The 13,082-nt window shown below is 65.8% G+C and carries 12 protein-coding genes; 1 reads left to right on the top strand and 11 read right to left on the bottom strand.

Features of this window, described 5'->3' with window-relative positions; all coding sequences use genetic code 11:
* Window positions 1-97 precede the first annotated feature (97 nt).
* Entirely contained in the window at window positions 98-238 is a 141-nt protein-coding gene (locus BSQ44_RS27210; RefSeq protein ID WP_169858327.1) for a hypothetical protein, read from the top strand.
* 80 nt (window positions 239-318) lie between these two features.
* Here the strand turns inward: BSQ44_RS27210 and gyrA are convergent, their stop codons facing one another.
* The 11 genes from gyrA to BSQ44_RS12980 form a co-directional block, all read right to left on the bottom strand.
* Window positions 319-3,105, bottom strand: a complete 2,787-nt coding sequence (gyrA, locus tag BSQ44_RS13030; protein ID WP_072604804.1) for a DNA gyrase subunit A — start codon at window positions 3,103-3,105, stop codon at window positions 319-321.
* Window positions 3,106-3,265: 160 nt separating this feature from the next.
* Window positions 3,266-4,231: a fumarylacetoacetate hydrolase family protein gene (locus BSQ44_RS13025; protein WP_072604802.1), complete on the bottom strand. Its 966-nt coding sequence runs from the start codon at window positions 4,229-4,231 to the stop codon at window positions 3,266-3,268.
* On the bottom strand, window positions 4,228-5,118 hold the full coding sequence (locus BSQ44_RS13020; RefSeq protein ID WP_072604800.1) for an NAD(P)-dependent oxidoreductase: 891 nt from the start codon (window positions 5,116-5,118) through the stop codon (window positions 4,228-4,230). The genes BSQ44_RS13025 and BSQ44_RS13020 overlap by 4 nt, the downstream gene beginning before the upstream one ends.
* 13 nt (window positions 5,119-5,131) lie before the next feature.
* On the bottom strand, window positions 5,132-6,190 hold the full coding sequence (locus BSQ44_RS13015; protein WP_072604798.1) for a 4-oxalomesaconate tautomerase: 1,059 nt from the start codon (window positions 6,188-6,190) through the stop codon (window positions 5,132-5,134).
* Window positions 6,183-6,854, bottom strand: a complete 672-nt coding sequence (locus BSQ44_RS13010; RefSeq protein WP_072604796.1) for a 4-carboxy-4-hydroxy-2-oxoadipate aldolase/oxaloacetate decarboxylase — start codon at window positions 6,852-6,854, stop codon at window positions 6,183-6,185. The genes BSQ44_RS13015 and BSQ44_RS13010 overlap by 8 nt, the downstream gene beginning before the upstream one ends.
* Entirely contained in the window at window positions 6,851-7,588 is a 738-nt protein-coding gene (locus BSQ44_RS13005) for a PIG-L deacetylase family protein (protein ID WP_072604794.1), read from the bottom strand. The genes BSQ44_RS13010 and BSQ44_RS13005 overlap by 4 nt, the downstream gene beginning before the upstream one ends.
* Window positions 7,585-8,568 (bottom strand): catechol 2,3-dioxygenase, encoded by a 984-nt coding sequence (locus BSQ44_RS13000; protein WP_072604792.1) that lies wholly within the window; start codon window positions 8,566-8,568, stop codon window positions 7,585-7,587. Before BSQ44_RS13000 ends, BSQ44_RS13005 begins: the two co-directional genes overlap by 4 nt.
* Window positions 8,565-9,443 (bottom strand): amidohydrolase family protein, encoded by an 879-nt coding sequence (locus BSQ44_RS12995; RefSeq protein WP_083534731.1) that lies wholly within the window; start codon window positions 9,441-9,443, stop codon window positions 8,565-8,567. The genes BSQ44_RS13000 and BSQ44_RS12995 overlap by 4 nt, the downstream gene beginning before the upstream one ends.
* Window positions 9,440-11,386, bottom strand: coding sequence for a TRAP transporter permease (locus tag BSQ44_RS12990; RefSeq protein ID WP_083534730.1), 1,947 nt, complete (start codon window positions 11,384-11,386; stop codon window positions 9,440-9,442). Before BSQ44_RS12990 ends, BSQ44_RS12995 begins: the two co-directional genes overlap by 4 nt.
* A gap of 21 nt (window positions 11,387-11,407) precedes the next feature.
* On the bottom strand, window positions 11,408-12,340 hold the full coding sequence (locus tag BSQ44_RS12985) for a TAXI family TRAP transporter solute-binding subunit (protein ID WP_072604791.1): 933 nt from the start codon (window positions 12,338-12,340) through the stop codon (window positions 11,408-11,410).
* 23 nt (window positions 12,341-12,363) lie between these two features.
* Window positions 12,364-13,047 (bottom strand): TetR/AcrR family transcriptional regulator, encoded by a 684-nt coding sequence (locus BSQ44_RS12980; RefSeq protein ID WP_072604789.1) that lies wholly within the window; start codon window positions 13,045-13,047, stop codon window positions 12,364-12,366.
* Between the last annotated feature and the right edge of the window lie 35 nt (window positions 13,048-13,082).

The raw sequence follows: 13,082 nt of genomic DNA, 5'->3' as shown, positions 1-13,082 counted from the left end.
TCTCAGCTTCGGTTCAAGGGGCCTGTGCCAGGAAATTCACAGACGCCTGAAACCGATCCGGCTTCTGTCCGTTACGAACTGCAAGGAGATTGACGCCATGTTGATAACGATGCTTGCAACCGCCATGATGGTCGCCATGCTGATAGCAACGGCTTTCGGCTTCTACGAGGAAGCACAGCGGCAGAAACAGGAAGTTCGCGTCACGCGCAAGAACCCTTTCGACGGGCTGCGCCGGTAAGTTCAGGTTCCAGTCAGAGTTCAATTAGTCAAACGGCCGCCCGGAAGACGGGCGGCCGTTTTGTCGTCCAGGACCGGTGACTACTGTTGGTCGGTCGAGGAAGGAGGCTCGGTAGGTGCCGGCGTCTCGGACGCCACGACCTCCGCCTCCTCTTCCGATTGCGGCTCGGAAATGCGTTCCACCGACACGACGCGTTCGCCCTCGGCCGTGCTGAAGATGGTCACGCCCTTGGTCGCGCGGCTGGCGAAGCGGATGCCGGTGACCGGCACCCGGATAACTTGGCCTCCGTTCGAGACCATCATGAGCTGGTCGCCGTCGGAGACAGGGAACGCCGCCACCAGCCGGCCGATCTCGCCCACCTTGGATACGTCCGTCGCACGGATGCCCTTGCCGCCGCGGCCGATGACGCGGAAGTCGTAGGACGACGAGCGCTTGCCGTAGCCGTATTCGGTGACGGTCAGCACGAACTGCTCGTGCGCCTTGAGTTTTTCGTACAGCTCGTCCGAGAGATCCGCTTCCTCGACGACATCCTCATTGGTCAGGACGATCTCCTCATCCTCGCCCGTGGCCGCGCGACGCTCTTGGGCCGCCCGCTTCAGGTAAGCTGCACGTTGAGGAGCGGTGGCCTCGACGTGTTCGAGAATGGTCATCGATATCGCCCGGTCGTTCTCGCCCATAGCGATGCCGCGCACGCCGACCGAACTGCGCCCGGCGAAGACGCGCACGTCGTCGACGGCAAAACGAATGCACTGACCGGAATCGGCCGTCAGCAGGACGTCGTCGTTCTCGGTGCAGGTCTCCACGCCGAGGATCTCGTCGCCCTCTTCCAGCTTCATGGCGATCTTGCCGTTGCGGTTCACCTGGATGAAGTCGGACAGCTTGTTGCGTCGGACGGTGCCGCGCGTGGTGGCGAACATGACGTCCAGCTCGCCCCAGCTCTCCTCATCCTCAGGCAGCGGCATGATGGTGGTGATGCGCTCGCCCTTTTCCAGCGGCAGCATGTTGATCAGGGCCTTACCGCGCGACTGCGGATTCCCGATGGGCAGGCGCCAGACCTTCTCCTTGTAGACGATGCCGCGCGAGGAGAAGAAGAGAACCGGTGTGTGCGTGTTGGCGACGAACAGCCGCGTGACGAAATCCTCGTCTTTGGTCGACATGCCCGAGCGGCCTTTGCCGCCGCGCCGCTGGGCCCGGTAGAGCGACAGCGGGACGCGCTTGATGTAGCCGGAATGGCTGACGGTGACGACCATGTCCTCGCGCTGGATGAGGTCCTCGTCCTCCATGTCGGCGCCGCCATCAGCGATTTCGGTGCGGCGAGGCGTGCCGAACTCGTCGCGCACGGCCGTAAGTTCGTCCTTGACGATCTGCTGGATGCGGGCGCGCGAGCCGAGGATGTCGAGGTAGTCGCGGATCTCCTCGCCGATCTTGTTCAGCTCGTCGGCAATCTCGTCGCGGCCAAGCGCGGTCAGGCGCTGCAGACGCAATTCGAGGATGGCACGGGCCTGCTCCTCAGACAGATTGTAGGTCCCGTCCTCGTTGATGCGGTGGCGCGGATCGTCGATCAGGCGGATCAGCGCCTCGACGTCGTGAGCCGGCCAGCGCCGCTCCATCAATTGCTCGCGCGCCGTCTGCGGATCGGGGGCCGCGCGAATGAGCTTGATCACCTCGTCGATGTTGGCAACCGCGATCGCAAGGCCGACGAGTACGTGGGCGCGTTCGCGGGCCTTCCGCAGGAGGTACTTCGTGCGCCGGCTGACCACGTCTTCCCGGAAGTACACGAAGGCCTTCAGGATATCGACGAGGTTCATCAGCTCCGGCTTGCCGCCGTTCAGCGCGACCATGTTGGCGCCGAACGAGGTCTGCAGCGGCGTGTAGCGGTAGAGTTGGTTCAGCACGACCTCGGCATTGGCGTCCCGCTTCAGTTCGATGACGACGCGGTAACCCTGGCGGTCGCTCTCGTCGCGGATGTCGGAGATGCCCTCTATGCGCTTGTCGCGCACGAGTTCTGCCATCTTCTCGATCATCGTGGCCTTGTTCACCTGGTAGGGCACCTCGGTGATGATGATCGCCTCGCGGTCGCCGCCGCGGATCTGTTCGATGTCGACCTTGCCGCGCATCAGGATGGAACCGCGACCGGTCTGGTAGGCGCTGTAGATGCCCGCGCGGCCGAGGATGATGCCGCCGGTCGGGAAATCCGGTCCCGGTATGATCTCCATCAGCGCCGGCAGGTCGATGGCGGGATTGTCGACCACGGCGATCGCCGCGTCGCAGACCTCGCCGAGATTGTGCGGCGGGATGTTGGTCGCCATGCCGACCGCGATGCCGCCCGAGCCGTTGACGAGCAGGTTGGGGAAGCGCGCCGGCAGCACCTTCGGTTCGGAGGAGGAACCGTCGTAGTTGTCCTGGAAATCGACGGTGTCCTTGTCGATGTCCTCCAGGATCTCGTGCGCCGCCTTGGTCAGCCGCGCCTCGGTGTAGCGCATGGCCGCGGGTGGATCGCCGTCGATGGAGCCGAAATTGCCCTGCCCGTCGATGAGCGGCAGGCGCATGGACCAGTCCTGCGCCATGCGTACGAGGGCGTCGTAGATCGAGGCGTCGCCGTGCGGATGGTATTTACCCATCACGTCTGAGACCGGGCGCGCCGACTTCACGTGCTTGCGGTTCCAGTGATAGCCGCTCTCGTGCGCGGCGTAGAGAATACGCCGGTGCACTGGCTTCAGCCCGTCGCGCACGTCCGGCAGCGCCCGGCTCACGATCACGCTCATGGCGTAGTCGAGATAGGAGCGCTGCATCTCCTCGATGATGGAAATCGGCTCTATGCCATTGGGTCCGCCATCGGACCCGCGTGGGGGTGTAAGCTCAGCCAAACTGGATCACGATCGTCAATGGAATCACTGGGCGTTATATAGGACGGCGGCCCGGTTTTTCCAAACGCGCAGGGATGTCGCCTGCGCCTATGCTGTGCAGAAATACATGGTGATGCCGAGGTTAGGATAATGCCCTAACCGGTAGCGGATCCCGCTGCGGTCAGGCCCTCACCACTTTCTGGTCGATCGCTCCGAAGAGCGGGGTCCCGTCCGGATGTCTCGACTCCATCCGGACCCGATCGCCAAAGCGCATGAAGCCTGTCTTCGGCTCGCCGAGGTCGATCGTTTCGATGCCGCGGCGCTCCGCAATGCATGAAGAACCGACCTCGCGGAAGTTCTCGTTGGAAACGGTACCGGAACCGACCACGGTCCCGGCGACGAGATCGCGCGAGTAGGCGGCGTGCGCCACGAGTTCGTCGAACCCCACACCCATCGCATAGCCGTTGGCGGCGCCGAAGCGGTCTCCGTTCCAATGCACATCGAGCGTCAGGTCGGCCCGCGCATCGCGCCAGTATCGACCAAGTTCGTCCGGCGTCACCGCCACCGGCGCCATCGAACTCGCCGGTTTCGCCTGGATCCAGCCGAAGCCGGTCTTCATCTCGATCGGCGCCACTTTGCGCAGGCTCCAGTCGTTGATCTGGACGAGGAGCTTGATGTGCGTGCGTGCATCGGCGGCGGATGCGCCCATCGGTACGGCATCCGTGATGATCCCGAACTCGCCTTCGAAGTCGATGCCGTCCTCCTCCGAAGGGAGGCGGATATCGTCTGCAGGACCATAGAAGCGGTCGCTTACACCTTGGTACATCAGCGGCCGCCCGCCGGTATCGACCGGCGGCAGCTTGAACACCTTCTGCATCAGGCGACCGTGGCTCTTGAAGGCCGAGCCGTCGAGCCACTGCCAGGCGCGCGGCAGCGGGGCCAGTGTTCCTGCGGGATCGAAGGGTTCGCCGGCGCCGGCGTTCACGGCCTCGTATTCCGCCGAGAGCAGAGGCTCGAGCGCGTCCCAGTCCTCCAGCGCGGCCTGCAGCGTCGTGACGGACCGCGCGGGCTGGCAGCGCCGGTGGTCGCGACTGACGATGTGCAGGCGACCGTCGGGCGTACCGTTCGGAAGAGTGGTAAGTTTCATCCGCGTCCTCTTTCGCAACGTCCCTGTCTCGCCTGGACGAGAGACGACAGATCCGCAAGCCCGCCCGAGAAGTTTGGCTCAGCCGCGAGCCCTCCCATCTTTTCCTGCACTTCGGCGATGGCATCGGCAAGGTCGCCATGCAGCCCGAGCGCGCGCAAGGTGGCGGCGCTTTCGCGCATCTCGGCGGCGCGTCGTTTGCCGTGCTTCAGCGTGCGCTCGAACTCGTAGCGCGCGAAGTCCGGCCAGCCGAGGCCGGGATAAGACCCCGACAGTGAGCCCATGATGTAATCCAGGCACCCGGAGGCCTGCGCGGCGAGCAGCGCCTCGACGGTGATCGCCTCCAGCCCCTTCACGAACAGGCTGCGCACCATCTTGATAGCGGTGGCCGATCCCGGCTCCGGCCCGACGCTCTCAAAGGAGAAGCCCAGGGCGCTCAGCCGCTCGGCAGTTTCGGCTGCCACGGGGCCGGCAAGGAGCACCTTCGTGCGATGGCCCTTCGGATGCACCGGCGCCATCACCGCCATGTCGACATAGGCGGCGCCCGTGGCATTCACCTTCGCGGAGGTCTCGCGCTTGCGGTCTGGCGAGACGGAGTTGATGTCGAAGAACGTCTGGCCGGCGCGCAGCCATTTGCAGGCCGTCTTCGCCGCCTCCAGGCTCTGGTCGGCGGTGACGGCGCTGACGATCCAGTCGGCGCCGGGCATGCCGCCAGAGGCGGTCGCCGCCGCGACGTCGCGCTCCCGCATGGCACGGGCGCAAGCGCCGTCCGGGCCTTCACGGTCGAGAAGAACGTCATAGGCCGAGAAGGAGTGATCCTCCCTGGTGGCGGCCAGACTTTCCTGGAAGGCGCGCGCCGCTTCCCCGAAACCGATGAACCCGATGTGCATTGGCTGGCCCCGTTCAGTCCGCGAACACGGTTCCGTCGAAGAGTTTGCGCGCGGTGCGCAGGATCGCGGCGCTCTTCACCGCCCCGTCGGCGCCAAGTGTCGCCACGACTGTCATCTCGCCGGTCGGATGCTCGATGGAGAGGGAGCGGCGATCGCCTTCGCCCACGGACGCGATTTCCGCCGCGGGCGATCCCGGCAGGAGGCAGGCCGTTGCGACACTGACGGCGCCGAGCACGCCTATCGAGGAGTGGCAGGAATGCGGGATGAAGGTGCGCGTCGAGATCGCGCCGCCGTTCTTCGCGGGCGCGACCATGGTCATCTTAGGCACGGATTTCTTCTCGACGTCGCCCAGGTTCATTAGCGGCCCGGCCTTGAGCCGGATCGCCTCGAGCTTCGCCCGAAGCTCCGCGTTGCCTTCGAGTTCCTTTGGGGTCTCGTCTCCCGAAATGCCCATGTCGGCAGCACGCATGACCACGCAGGGCATGCCGTTGTCGATCATCGTCACTTCGACGCCGTCGATCACGTCGACAGCGTTGCCGGTGGGCAGCAGCGCGCCGCAGGAGGAGCCGGCCGTGTCCTCGAACTCGATTGGTACCGCCGCGCTCGTACCCGGCACGCCGTCGATGCGCGCATCGCCCTTATAGCTCACCATTCCGCCTGGCGTCGAAACGGTCGCGACGGCGATCTGGCCGGTGTTTTCCATGAAGATGCGCACGGGCGTCTCGCCATCGCGCGCTTTGACCAGCCCGCGCTCGATCGCGAAGGGGCCGACGCCCGCGAGGATGTTGCCACAGTTCTGCGCGTCGGTGACGATCGGCTTGTCGACGAAGACCTGCAGGAAGAGGTAGTCGACATCCACGCCGTCGCGAGCAGACTTCCGTACCACCGCGACCTTGGAAGTCAGCGGGTCGGCCCCGCCCATGCCGTCGATCTGGCGCGGGTCGGGCGAGCCCATGACGCCGAGCAGAAAGGCGTCGCGTGCCGCGGTGTCGGACGGCAGGTCGTCTGCAAGGAAATAGCCGCCCTTCGAGGTGCCGCCGCGCATCCACATGCAGCGCACGCCATCAGACATATTTCAGCCCCTTTGCCGCGAGCTTGTCGCGCATGCCGTAGATGTCGAGCCCGAGTTCGCCCGCCATCAGCCGCTTGCGCGTCTCGGCCTCCTTGGCTTCGCGGGCCCGGCTCGCCGTCAGCGCCGTCTCGGCTTCCGCCTGCGGAACGACGCAGACGCCGTCGTCGTCGGCCACGATGATGTCGCCGGGATTGACCGCCGCACCGGCACAGACGACCGGAACGTTGACCGACCCCAGCGTCTCCTTGACCGTGCCTTGTGCGAAGACCGCTTTCGACCAGACCGGGAAGCCGATTTCGGTCAGGTCGCGCACGTCGCGCACGCCTGCCTCGATGATAAGGCCCCTCACCTTGCGGTACATCAGCGAGCGCGCCAGCAGTTCGCCGAAATAGCCGTCCTCGCACAGACTGGTCGGCGCGACCACGAGGATGTCGCCGTCCCGGCACTGCTCCACTGCGACGTGGATCATCCAGTTGTCGCCCGGCGCGATCGACACCGTCACCGCAGAACCGGCAATACGGGCACCGGAATAGATCGGCCGCATGAAGGCGCGCATCAGGCCCTTGCGGCCCATGGCCTCGTGCACCGTGGCGACGCCGCATTCGCCGAGACCGTCGATGGTCTCGCCGGCGGCTCTTTCGATGTTCTGAACAACGACGCTCATCCCCTCCCCTCCGTCGGCACCAGCGTCTCTAGCACGTGCGGGAACACCGCCTCGTAGGCCTCGCCGTAGGTTATCTTCTTGTCGGAGTTGCGGGCCGCCTGCGCGCCGCGCTGCAGGGCGACGCGGGTATAATATTCCCAAAGATGCTCCTGGCCGGCCATGCACTTGATCGCCGCGAGCTTCTTGTCCCACACCGGCGTGATGTCGAGCAGCGTGTTCGGCATCCAGCGGCATTGTTCGGGCTGGTGCGGCTCGAACAGCATGACCGGCGGGGCGCCGATCACCTTCACGTCCGGCTCGTGCCCGTGCGCCTGCGCCACGATGCGCGCCTCCTGCGCGAACTGGCTGACCAGCGGATGGTCGCGATTGTAGGGGTCCTCTCGGGAGTGCGTCAGCATGAAGCTCGGGCGGATTTTTCGGAACAGGTCCGACAGCCGGAACAAAGACGCCTGCGAAAGTTCGATCGGATAGTCGCCCAGGTCCCAGAACTGGACGTCGGCCACGCCGAGCGCCTTCGCAGCGTTTTCCGCCTCCTTCCGGCGCTCGCTCTTGACCCGGTCGAGCGTCATGCCGTCTTGGCGCCAGAGCTTGGCGCTCTCGCCGCGCTCGCCGTAGGAGAGGCAGACCACCGTCACGTCCATCCCCTCTCCGGCGTGGAGCGCGATGGCGCCGCCCGCGCGCCAGACGAAATCGGCCGAATGCGCGCTGACGACCAGCGCGGTTCCTGCAGTCATTTGCGGTCTCCATGGTTCGAGGCGGCCGCTACGGGCGGCGTGCCGTGCGTGTGAAAGCTCTCGATGGTCTTCAGGCCCCAGGCCTGGCCCTTCTTCCGCTCCTGCTCGGTCCACAAGACCGGCTTCCAGTCGGGATCGAGGATCAGCCGTGCGCCGGCATTGGCAATCTCGACGCGGTTGCCGGCGGGCTCATAGACGTAGAGGAAGAAGGTGCCCTGGATGGCGTGCTTGTGTGGCCCTGTCTCGATAAAGACGCCGTTCTCCAGGAAGACGTCCGCAGCGCGCAGGATGTCGTCGCGATGGTCGGCGGCGTAGGTCAGGTGGTGAAAACGGCCCTTCGAGCCCGAATGGTCCTCCGTACAGGCCATGTCGTAGCCCTTGTTGTTGACCGTGAACCAGCAGCCGCCGATGCGGCCATTGTCGAGCTGGATCATCTCGGTGACGCGGCTGCCCATCGCCTCCACCATGAAGTCGCGGATCTTCGAAACGTCGGAGGCGAGCAGGTTAAAATGGTCGATGCGGCGCGGCGCCGCGCCGCGGCCGTGGTAGCGCTGTGCGGTGTTCTTCAGCGCCGGCTTCTCGCCCGCGGGCGCCTCGTACTTGTTGGTGTCCCAGTAGAGTTCGAACACGTGGCCGTCCGGGCTGTTGAAGCGGTAGCTGCGGCCGTGGCCGAGGTCGCCGTCGGTCCAGCCGATACCCAGCCCCATCTTCTCGATGACGGCCACACGGCGCTGCAAAGCCGCTTCGGAAGCTGTACGGTAGCCGCAGTGGGCCATGCCCGTGGTGTTCGAGGCAGTTAGCTTGAGCGAATGGAACTCGTAATCGTCCCAGGCGCGCAGATAGACCGAATCGCCGTCGCGCCCGCTCTCGGTCAGGCCATAGACGTTGACGAAGAAGTCCAGACTCTCCTCGGGCTTGTCGGTGAGGAGTTCCACGTGCCCGAGATGGGCGACGTCGAAACAGGGTTCGGCTTGGTTCATGTCCTCTCCTCGGGCCAGTAGAGCCGTGTCGGGTTGTCGACCAGCAGGCGGCGCAGTTTGTCCTCCTCCGGCGCGATGAGCGCAAGCAGGTCCACCAGCGCGCCGTCGTCCGGCATGTGCTTCTTGATGTTGGGATGCGGCCAGTCCGTGCCCCACAGCACCCTATCGGGGAAAAGATCCACCAGCATCCGGGCAAACGGCACGGCATCGTGGAAGGGAGGGCCGGCGCGCGACACGCGCTCGGAGCCGCAGACCTTCACCCAGAAGCGTTCGTCCTCCATGAGGTCGACCAGCATGCGGAACGCCGGCTGGTCCACGCCGAGGCTGGCATCGACCCGGCCCATGTGGTCGATCACCATGGTGATCGGCAGTTCCTTCAGGATCGGCGCAAGCTTCTCCAGACGGTCGGCCTCGAAATGGATCACCGCGTGCCAGCCGAGGGGCTTTACCTTGCCGATCACCGTACGTACCGCGTCGAGGTCGGCATCCTGTCCGAGGTGCGTAACAAAATTGAAGCGCACGCCGCGCACGCCGCCTTCGTGCAGCGCGGCGAGTTCGGCATCAGTCACATCCTGTTTTACCATCGCGATACCGCGGTAGCGCCCGGCCGCTGCCGCGATCGCGTCGATCATTGCCGTGTTGTCGGTACCGTGGCAGCTCGCCTGGACGATGACGGCGCGTTCGATGCCGAGCAGGCAGTGCAGCGCGAAGAGCTTGGCCTTCGGCGCATCGACGGGCGTGTAGTTACGCTCGGGAGCGAACGGGAACTCGGCCGCCGGCCCGAAGATATGGCAATGCGCGTCGCAGGCGCCGGCGGGCAGCACGACGTCCGGCTTCTTCGGCGACGGGTGATAGGGCAAGGCGTCAGACATCATGAAACTCTCGGTCGGTTGACGGCGGCGACCGCGCCGCCCGAAGTCATGGCACGCCAAGCGAGGACCCCAAGGGCGGCACAGCCGATGACTCGCGCCAGGAGTGTTGCAGGATCGGCCGCCGTCACGGCGGTCGGCCAGATGACCAGGAGCGCGGCGGCAGCCATCATGAGCCGTTCCCCGGCGGCGAGCGGGCGCCCGAGCCAGCCGGCGAAGGCGATCGTCAGGCCGACGACGCCGATCGTGGCGAGCACCCCTGACAGGACGATCTCGGGCGGCGAGCCTATCATCAGAAGTCCCGGCATTGTGACGAAGAGGAACGGCACGAGAAGCTTCACGAAGCCGAGCCGTACGGACTCGAAGGCCGTCTTGTTGGCATCTCCGCCCGAGATGCTTGCCGCCGCGTAGGCCGCGAGCGCCACCGGCGGCGTGATCGCCGAGACGAGGCCGTAGTAGAAGATGAACATGTGCGCGACGATCGGCGGCAGGCCGAGCCGGGTCAGCGCGGGCGCGACGAGCACGGCGAGCAGCAGGTAGGCCGCCGAGGTCGGTAGTCCCATGCCGAGCACGAAGGAGGCGAGCGCCGTCAGGACTAGGATCGCCCAGACGTTCTGGCCGCCGAGATCCACGATGAGGCCCGACAGCATGAGCCCGAGGCCGGACAGGTTGAGCACGCCGATCACCGCGCCTGCCGCCGCCACCGCCGCCACGATGGGCATCGTCGCCACCAGCGTGTCGCGGCACACGACCACGAGATCGACGGGGCCAACGCGGGTCAGCCTGTTGAAGGGCGAGATAAGGAGACCGAGCACAATGCAGATGACGGCGGCGCGCGTCGGCGTGTAACCCATGATCAGGAAGACGATGAGACCGGCGAGCGGCAGCAACAGATAGCCGCGTTTCACGAGCGTCTCGCGCAGCAGCGCCAGTCCGGCGTCGGTATCACGCTCGAGCCCCAGACGCCCGGCCTCCAGCCGCACCGCCACCATCAGGGCGACGACGTAAAGAAGCCCCGGCACCAGGGCAGCGAGCGCGATTTGCGAATAAGGAACCCCGATGATCTCGGCCATCAGGAAAGCGGCCGCGCCCATCACCGGCGGCAGGATCTGCCCGGCCGAGGATGCCGCCGCCTCGATGGCGCCAGCGAGCGTCGGCGAATAGCCGACCCGCTTCATCAAGGGGATGGTGAAGGTGCCGGTGGTGACGACATTGGCGACAGCGCTGCCGTTGATGGTGCCGAGCATGGCGCTCGACAGCGCGGCCGAGAGGCCCGGCCCACCCTGCATGCGACCGGTCAGCCCGCGCGCGATGTCGACGAAGACCTCGCCGGTGCCGATCTTCATCAGCAGCGTCCCAAGCAGGGCAAAAAGGAAGATGTATTCGACGGCCACCCCCATCGGCAGGCCGTAGATGCCCTCGGTGGAGAGCATCAGCGTGGAGGCGAGCCGCCTCAGATCATAGCCGCCATGGCCGTACTGGCCGGGGATCAGGTAGCCGAACCAGGCGTAGGCGAGTGCTACGCCGACCAGGATCACGAGAGCCCAGCCGAGCGCCATGCGCACCAGCACCAGGAGCACGGCCATGACCCCGACGAAGATCCAGAGATCGGGCGGGGTGGCCATCGCGCCGCGCATAATGATGTCGACGTAGGACTGCCAGAGGTGGAAGCCCGGTACCAGCGCGACCGGTACCAGCGCGTAGCACAGCATGCGCGTCCAGCCGGCGCGGGCATTGAGGCCGACGAGCAGAAGCCCGCCCGCCGAAACGAGCGAATAGAACAAGGAGCGCAGGATCAGCGCTGTGATCAGCCCGAAATAGGCGCCGTAGATGACGAGCGCCGTGACCGCCACGGCGAGGACTGCGAAGAGGAGCGACACGATGGCCGCCTCCCCTTCGCCTCGGTCCGCCGCACGGTCGAGCCGGATCCTGTCGGTGATCGAGGTCATGCGATCCCTGTTCCGCCGAGCCTACTTGGCCGTGTCGAAATAGGCCTTGGCGCCAGCATGCAGGTCGATCGGCGTCTTGGTCGCCGTGTCGAGCGCGATGGCCTTGGCCTGCGGATGGACCTCGCCAAGTTCGTCCAGGTGCTCGAAGATCGTCTTGGTGATCGTGTTGACCAGCCCCTCGTCGGCACCTTCACTGGTGAAGAGCGTCGCCGGGTCGTTGATGACCATCACGCCCTCCTTCTGGTCCGGATAGGTGCCGGCCGGGATTTCGTAGGGCTGATAGAACGGGTACTCCTCGAACAGGCCCGCCACCTTCTGCTCATCGAGCGGCAGGAGCACCATGTCGCGCTGGGCGTCGAGATCGATCAGCGCGGCGGTCGGAGCGCCGGCGAGCACCACGGTGGCGTCGACCGTGCCGTTCATCAGCGCGTTGGTGCCTTCCGTGTAGGACAGGAACTGCGCGTTGCCGGCATCGAACACGCCGTAGGCTTCGAGCAGACGCTGCGCCAGCACGGCGGCGTTGCTGCCGGGAGGTCCGAGATTGACCTTCTTGCCGGCGAGATCCTCGAGCGAGGCGATGCCGGTGTCGGCGACAGTCGCGATCTGCAGGACGGCGGGATAGAGATAGGCCATGGCCGCCACCGGCTGCGCGTCGCCGTCGAACGGGCCCATGCCGTTCTTCGCCTCGTAGAGCGTCGAGGACGAGGAGAAGCCGAACGTCATCTGGTCCGCCGCCACGCGGCGGATGTTTTCCACCGACGCGCCGGTGACCTCGGCCCGCGCGGTGGTGTTTTCCATGTGCTTGTTCAAAATGTCGGCCATGCCGGCGCCGATCACGTAGAACAGGCCGCCGGTGCCGCCGGTGCCGATCGCGACGCGCTCCTGCGCAAGCGCCGGCGTCGCCGCCAGCGAAAGTGCGACCGCGGTCGCCTTCAATCCGATGGAAATTCTCATGATTTTACCTCCCTTTGAGTTGGTCATGCGGAATGCTCAAGTTCGCCCGCAGGCGTGGCGGATGTCCGGGCGAGCGCCCGGAAACTCGCGTGGCTCGACAGCACGATCTGGCGGATCGCCTCGTCGTGGTCGGCGCCGTCGGTCTTGCTGTCGGACAGGCGCGAAATGCGCTCCGGGTTGATCAGCGTGTAGTAGAGCGAGCCGAGCAGGAACTGGCTCCGCCAGACGATGTCTTCGCGCGAAGCCCCGCTGACGCAGTCGGCGATCGCGTCGATGAAGGCCCGGGTAGTGTCGTCGAACGCGTCGGCGATGATCTTGCGCGCCTGGGCGTTGCCCTCCGCCGACAGGATGGCGCGCATGCGCGTGAAGCGCGTGCCGCCGCCAACGAGATCGTCCGACGATGAAAAGGCTGGCAGCACATAGGCGCGCAGGATCGCCATAAGGCGCTGGTCGCGATCCTCGATGCGCTTGGCCTCGCCGATCAGTTCCAGCCGGCGCGCGTTCATCGGACTGGTGTGGCGCTTGTAAATGGCTTCCAGAATGCCGGCCTTGTCGCCGAAATGGTAGGTCAGGCTGCCGACGTTCAGCCCGGCGGCGCGGGCGATCTCGCGTAGCGCCACCGCGCCGAACCCGCGCTCCGAAAACAGCTCTTCCGCCGCGTCGAGGATCGCGGTCCTGGAATCGGTTTCCCGTGCGGCTCTCGGCATGCTGGTTTCGCGCCCTCCCTCACGGAGGGGTTTCT

It is taken from the genome of Aquibium oceanicum, assembly GCF_001889605.1.
Taxonomy (GTDB): Bacteria; Pseudomonadota; Alphaproteobacteria; order Rhizobiales; family Rhizobiaceae; genus Aquibium; species Aquibium oceanicum.
Note: the sequence above shows the minus strand (reverse complement) of the source record. Positions and strands in the feature narration are given on the sequence as shown.

What these genes read in the sequence shown, in the direction of transcription:
- BSQ44_RS27210 (WP_169858327.1), top strand. Translation starts at nt 98, where the DNA reads ATGTTGATAACGATGCTTGCAACCGCCATGATGGTCGCCATGCTGATA.
- BSQ44_RS13025 (WP_072604802.1), bottom strand. Translation starts at nt 4,231, where the DNA reads ATGAAACTTACCACTCTTCCGAACGGTACGCCCGACGGTCGCCTGCAC.
- BSQ44_RS13020 (WP_072604800.1), bottom strand. Translation starts at nt 5,118, where the DNA reads ATGCACATCGGGTTCATCGGTTTCGGGGAAGCGGCGCGCGCCTTCCAG.
- BSQ44_RS13015 (WP_072604798.1), bottom strand. Translation starts at nt 6,190, where the DNA reads ATGTCTGATGGCGTGCGCTGCATGTGGATGCGCGGCGGCACCTCGAAG.
- BSQ44_RS13010 (WP_072604796.1), bottom strand. Translation starts at nt 6,854, where the DNA reads ATGAGCGTCGTTGTTCAGAACATCGAAAGAGCCGCCGGCGAGACCATC.
- BSQ44_RS13005 (WP_072604794.1), bottom strand. Translation starts at nt 7,588, where the DNA reads ATGACTGCAGGAACCGCGCTGGTCGTCAGCGCGCATTCGGCCGATTTC.
- BSQ44_RS13000 (WP_072604792.1), bottom strand. Translation starts at nt 8,568, where the DNA reads ATGAACCAAGCCGAACCCTGTTTCGACGTCGCCCATCTCGGGCACGTG.
- BSQ44_RS12995 (WP_083534731.1), bottom strand. Translation starts at nt 9,443, where the DNA reads ATGATGTCTGACGCCTTGCCCTATCACCCGTCGCCGAAGAAGCCGGAC.
- BSQ44_RS12990 (WP_083534730.1), bottom strand. Translation starts at nt 11,386, where the DNA reads ATGACCTCGATCACCGACAGGATCCGGCTCGACCGTGCGGCGGACCGA.
- BSQ44_RS12985 (WP_072604791.1), bottom strand. Translation starts at nt 12,340, where the DNA reads ATGAGAATTTCCATCGGATTGAAGGCGACCGCGGTCGCACTTTCGCTG.
- BSQ44_RS12980 (WP_072604789.1), bottom strand. Translation starts at nt 13,047, where the DNA reads ATGCCGAGAGCCGCACGGGAAACCGATTCCAGGACCGCGATCCTCGAC.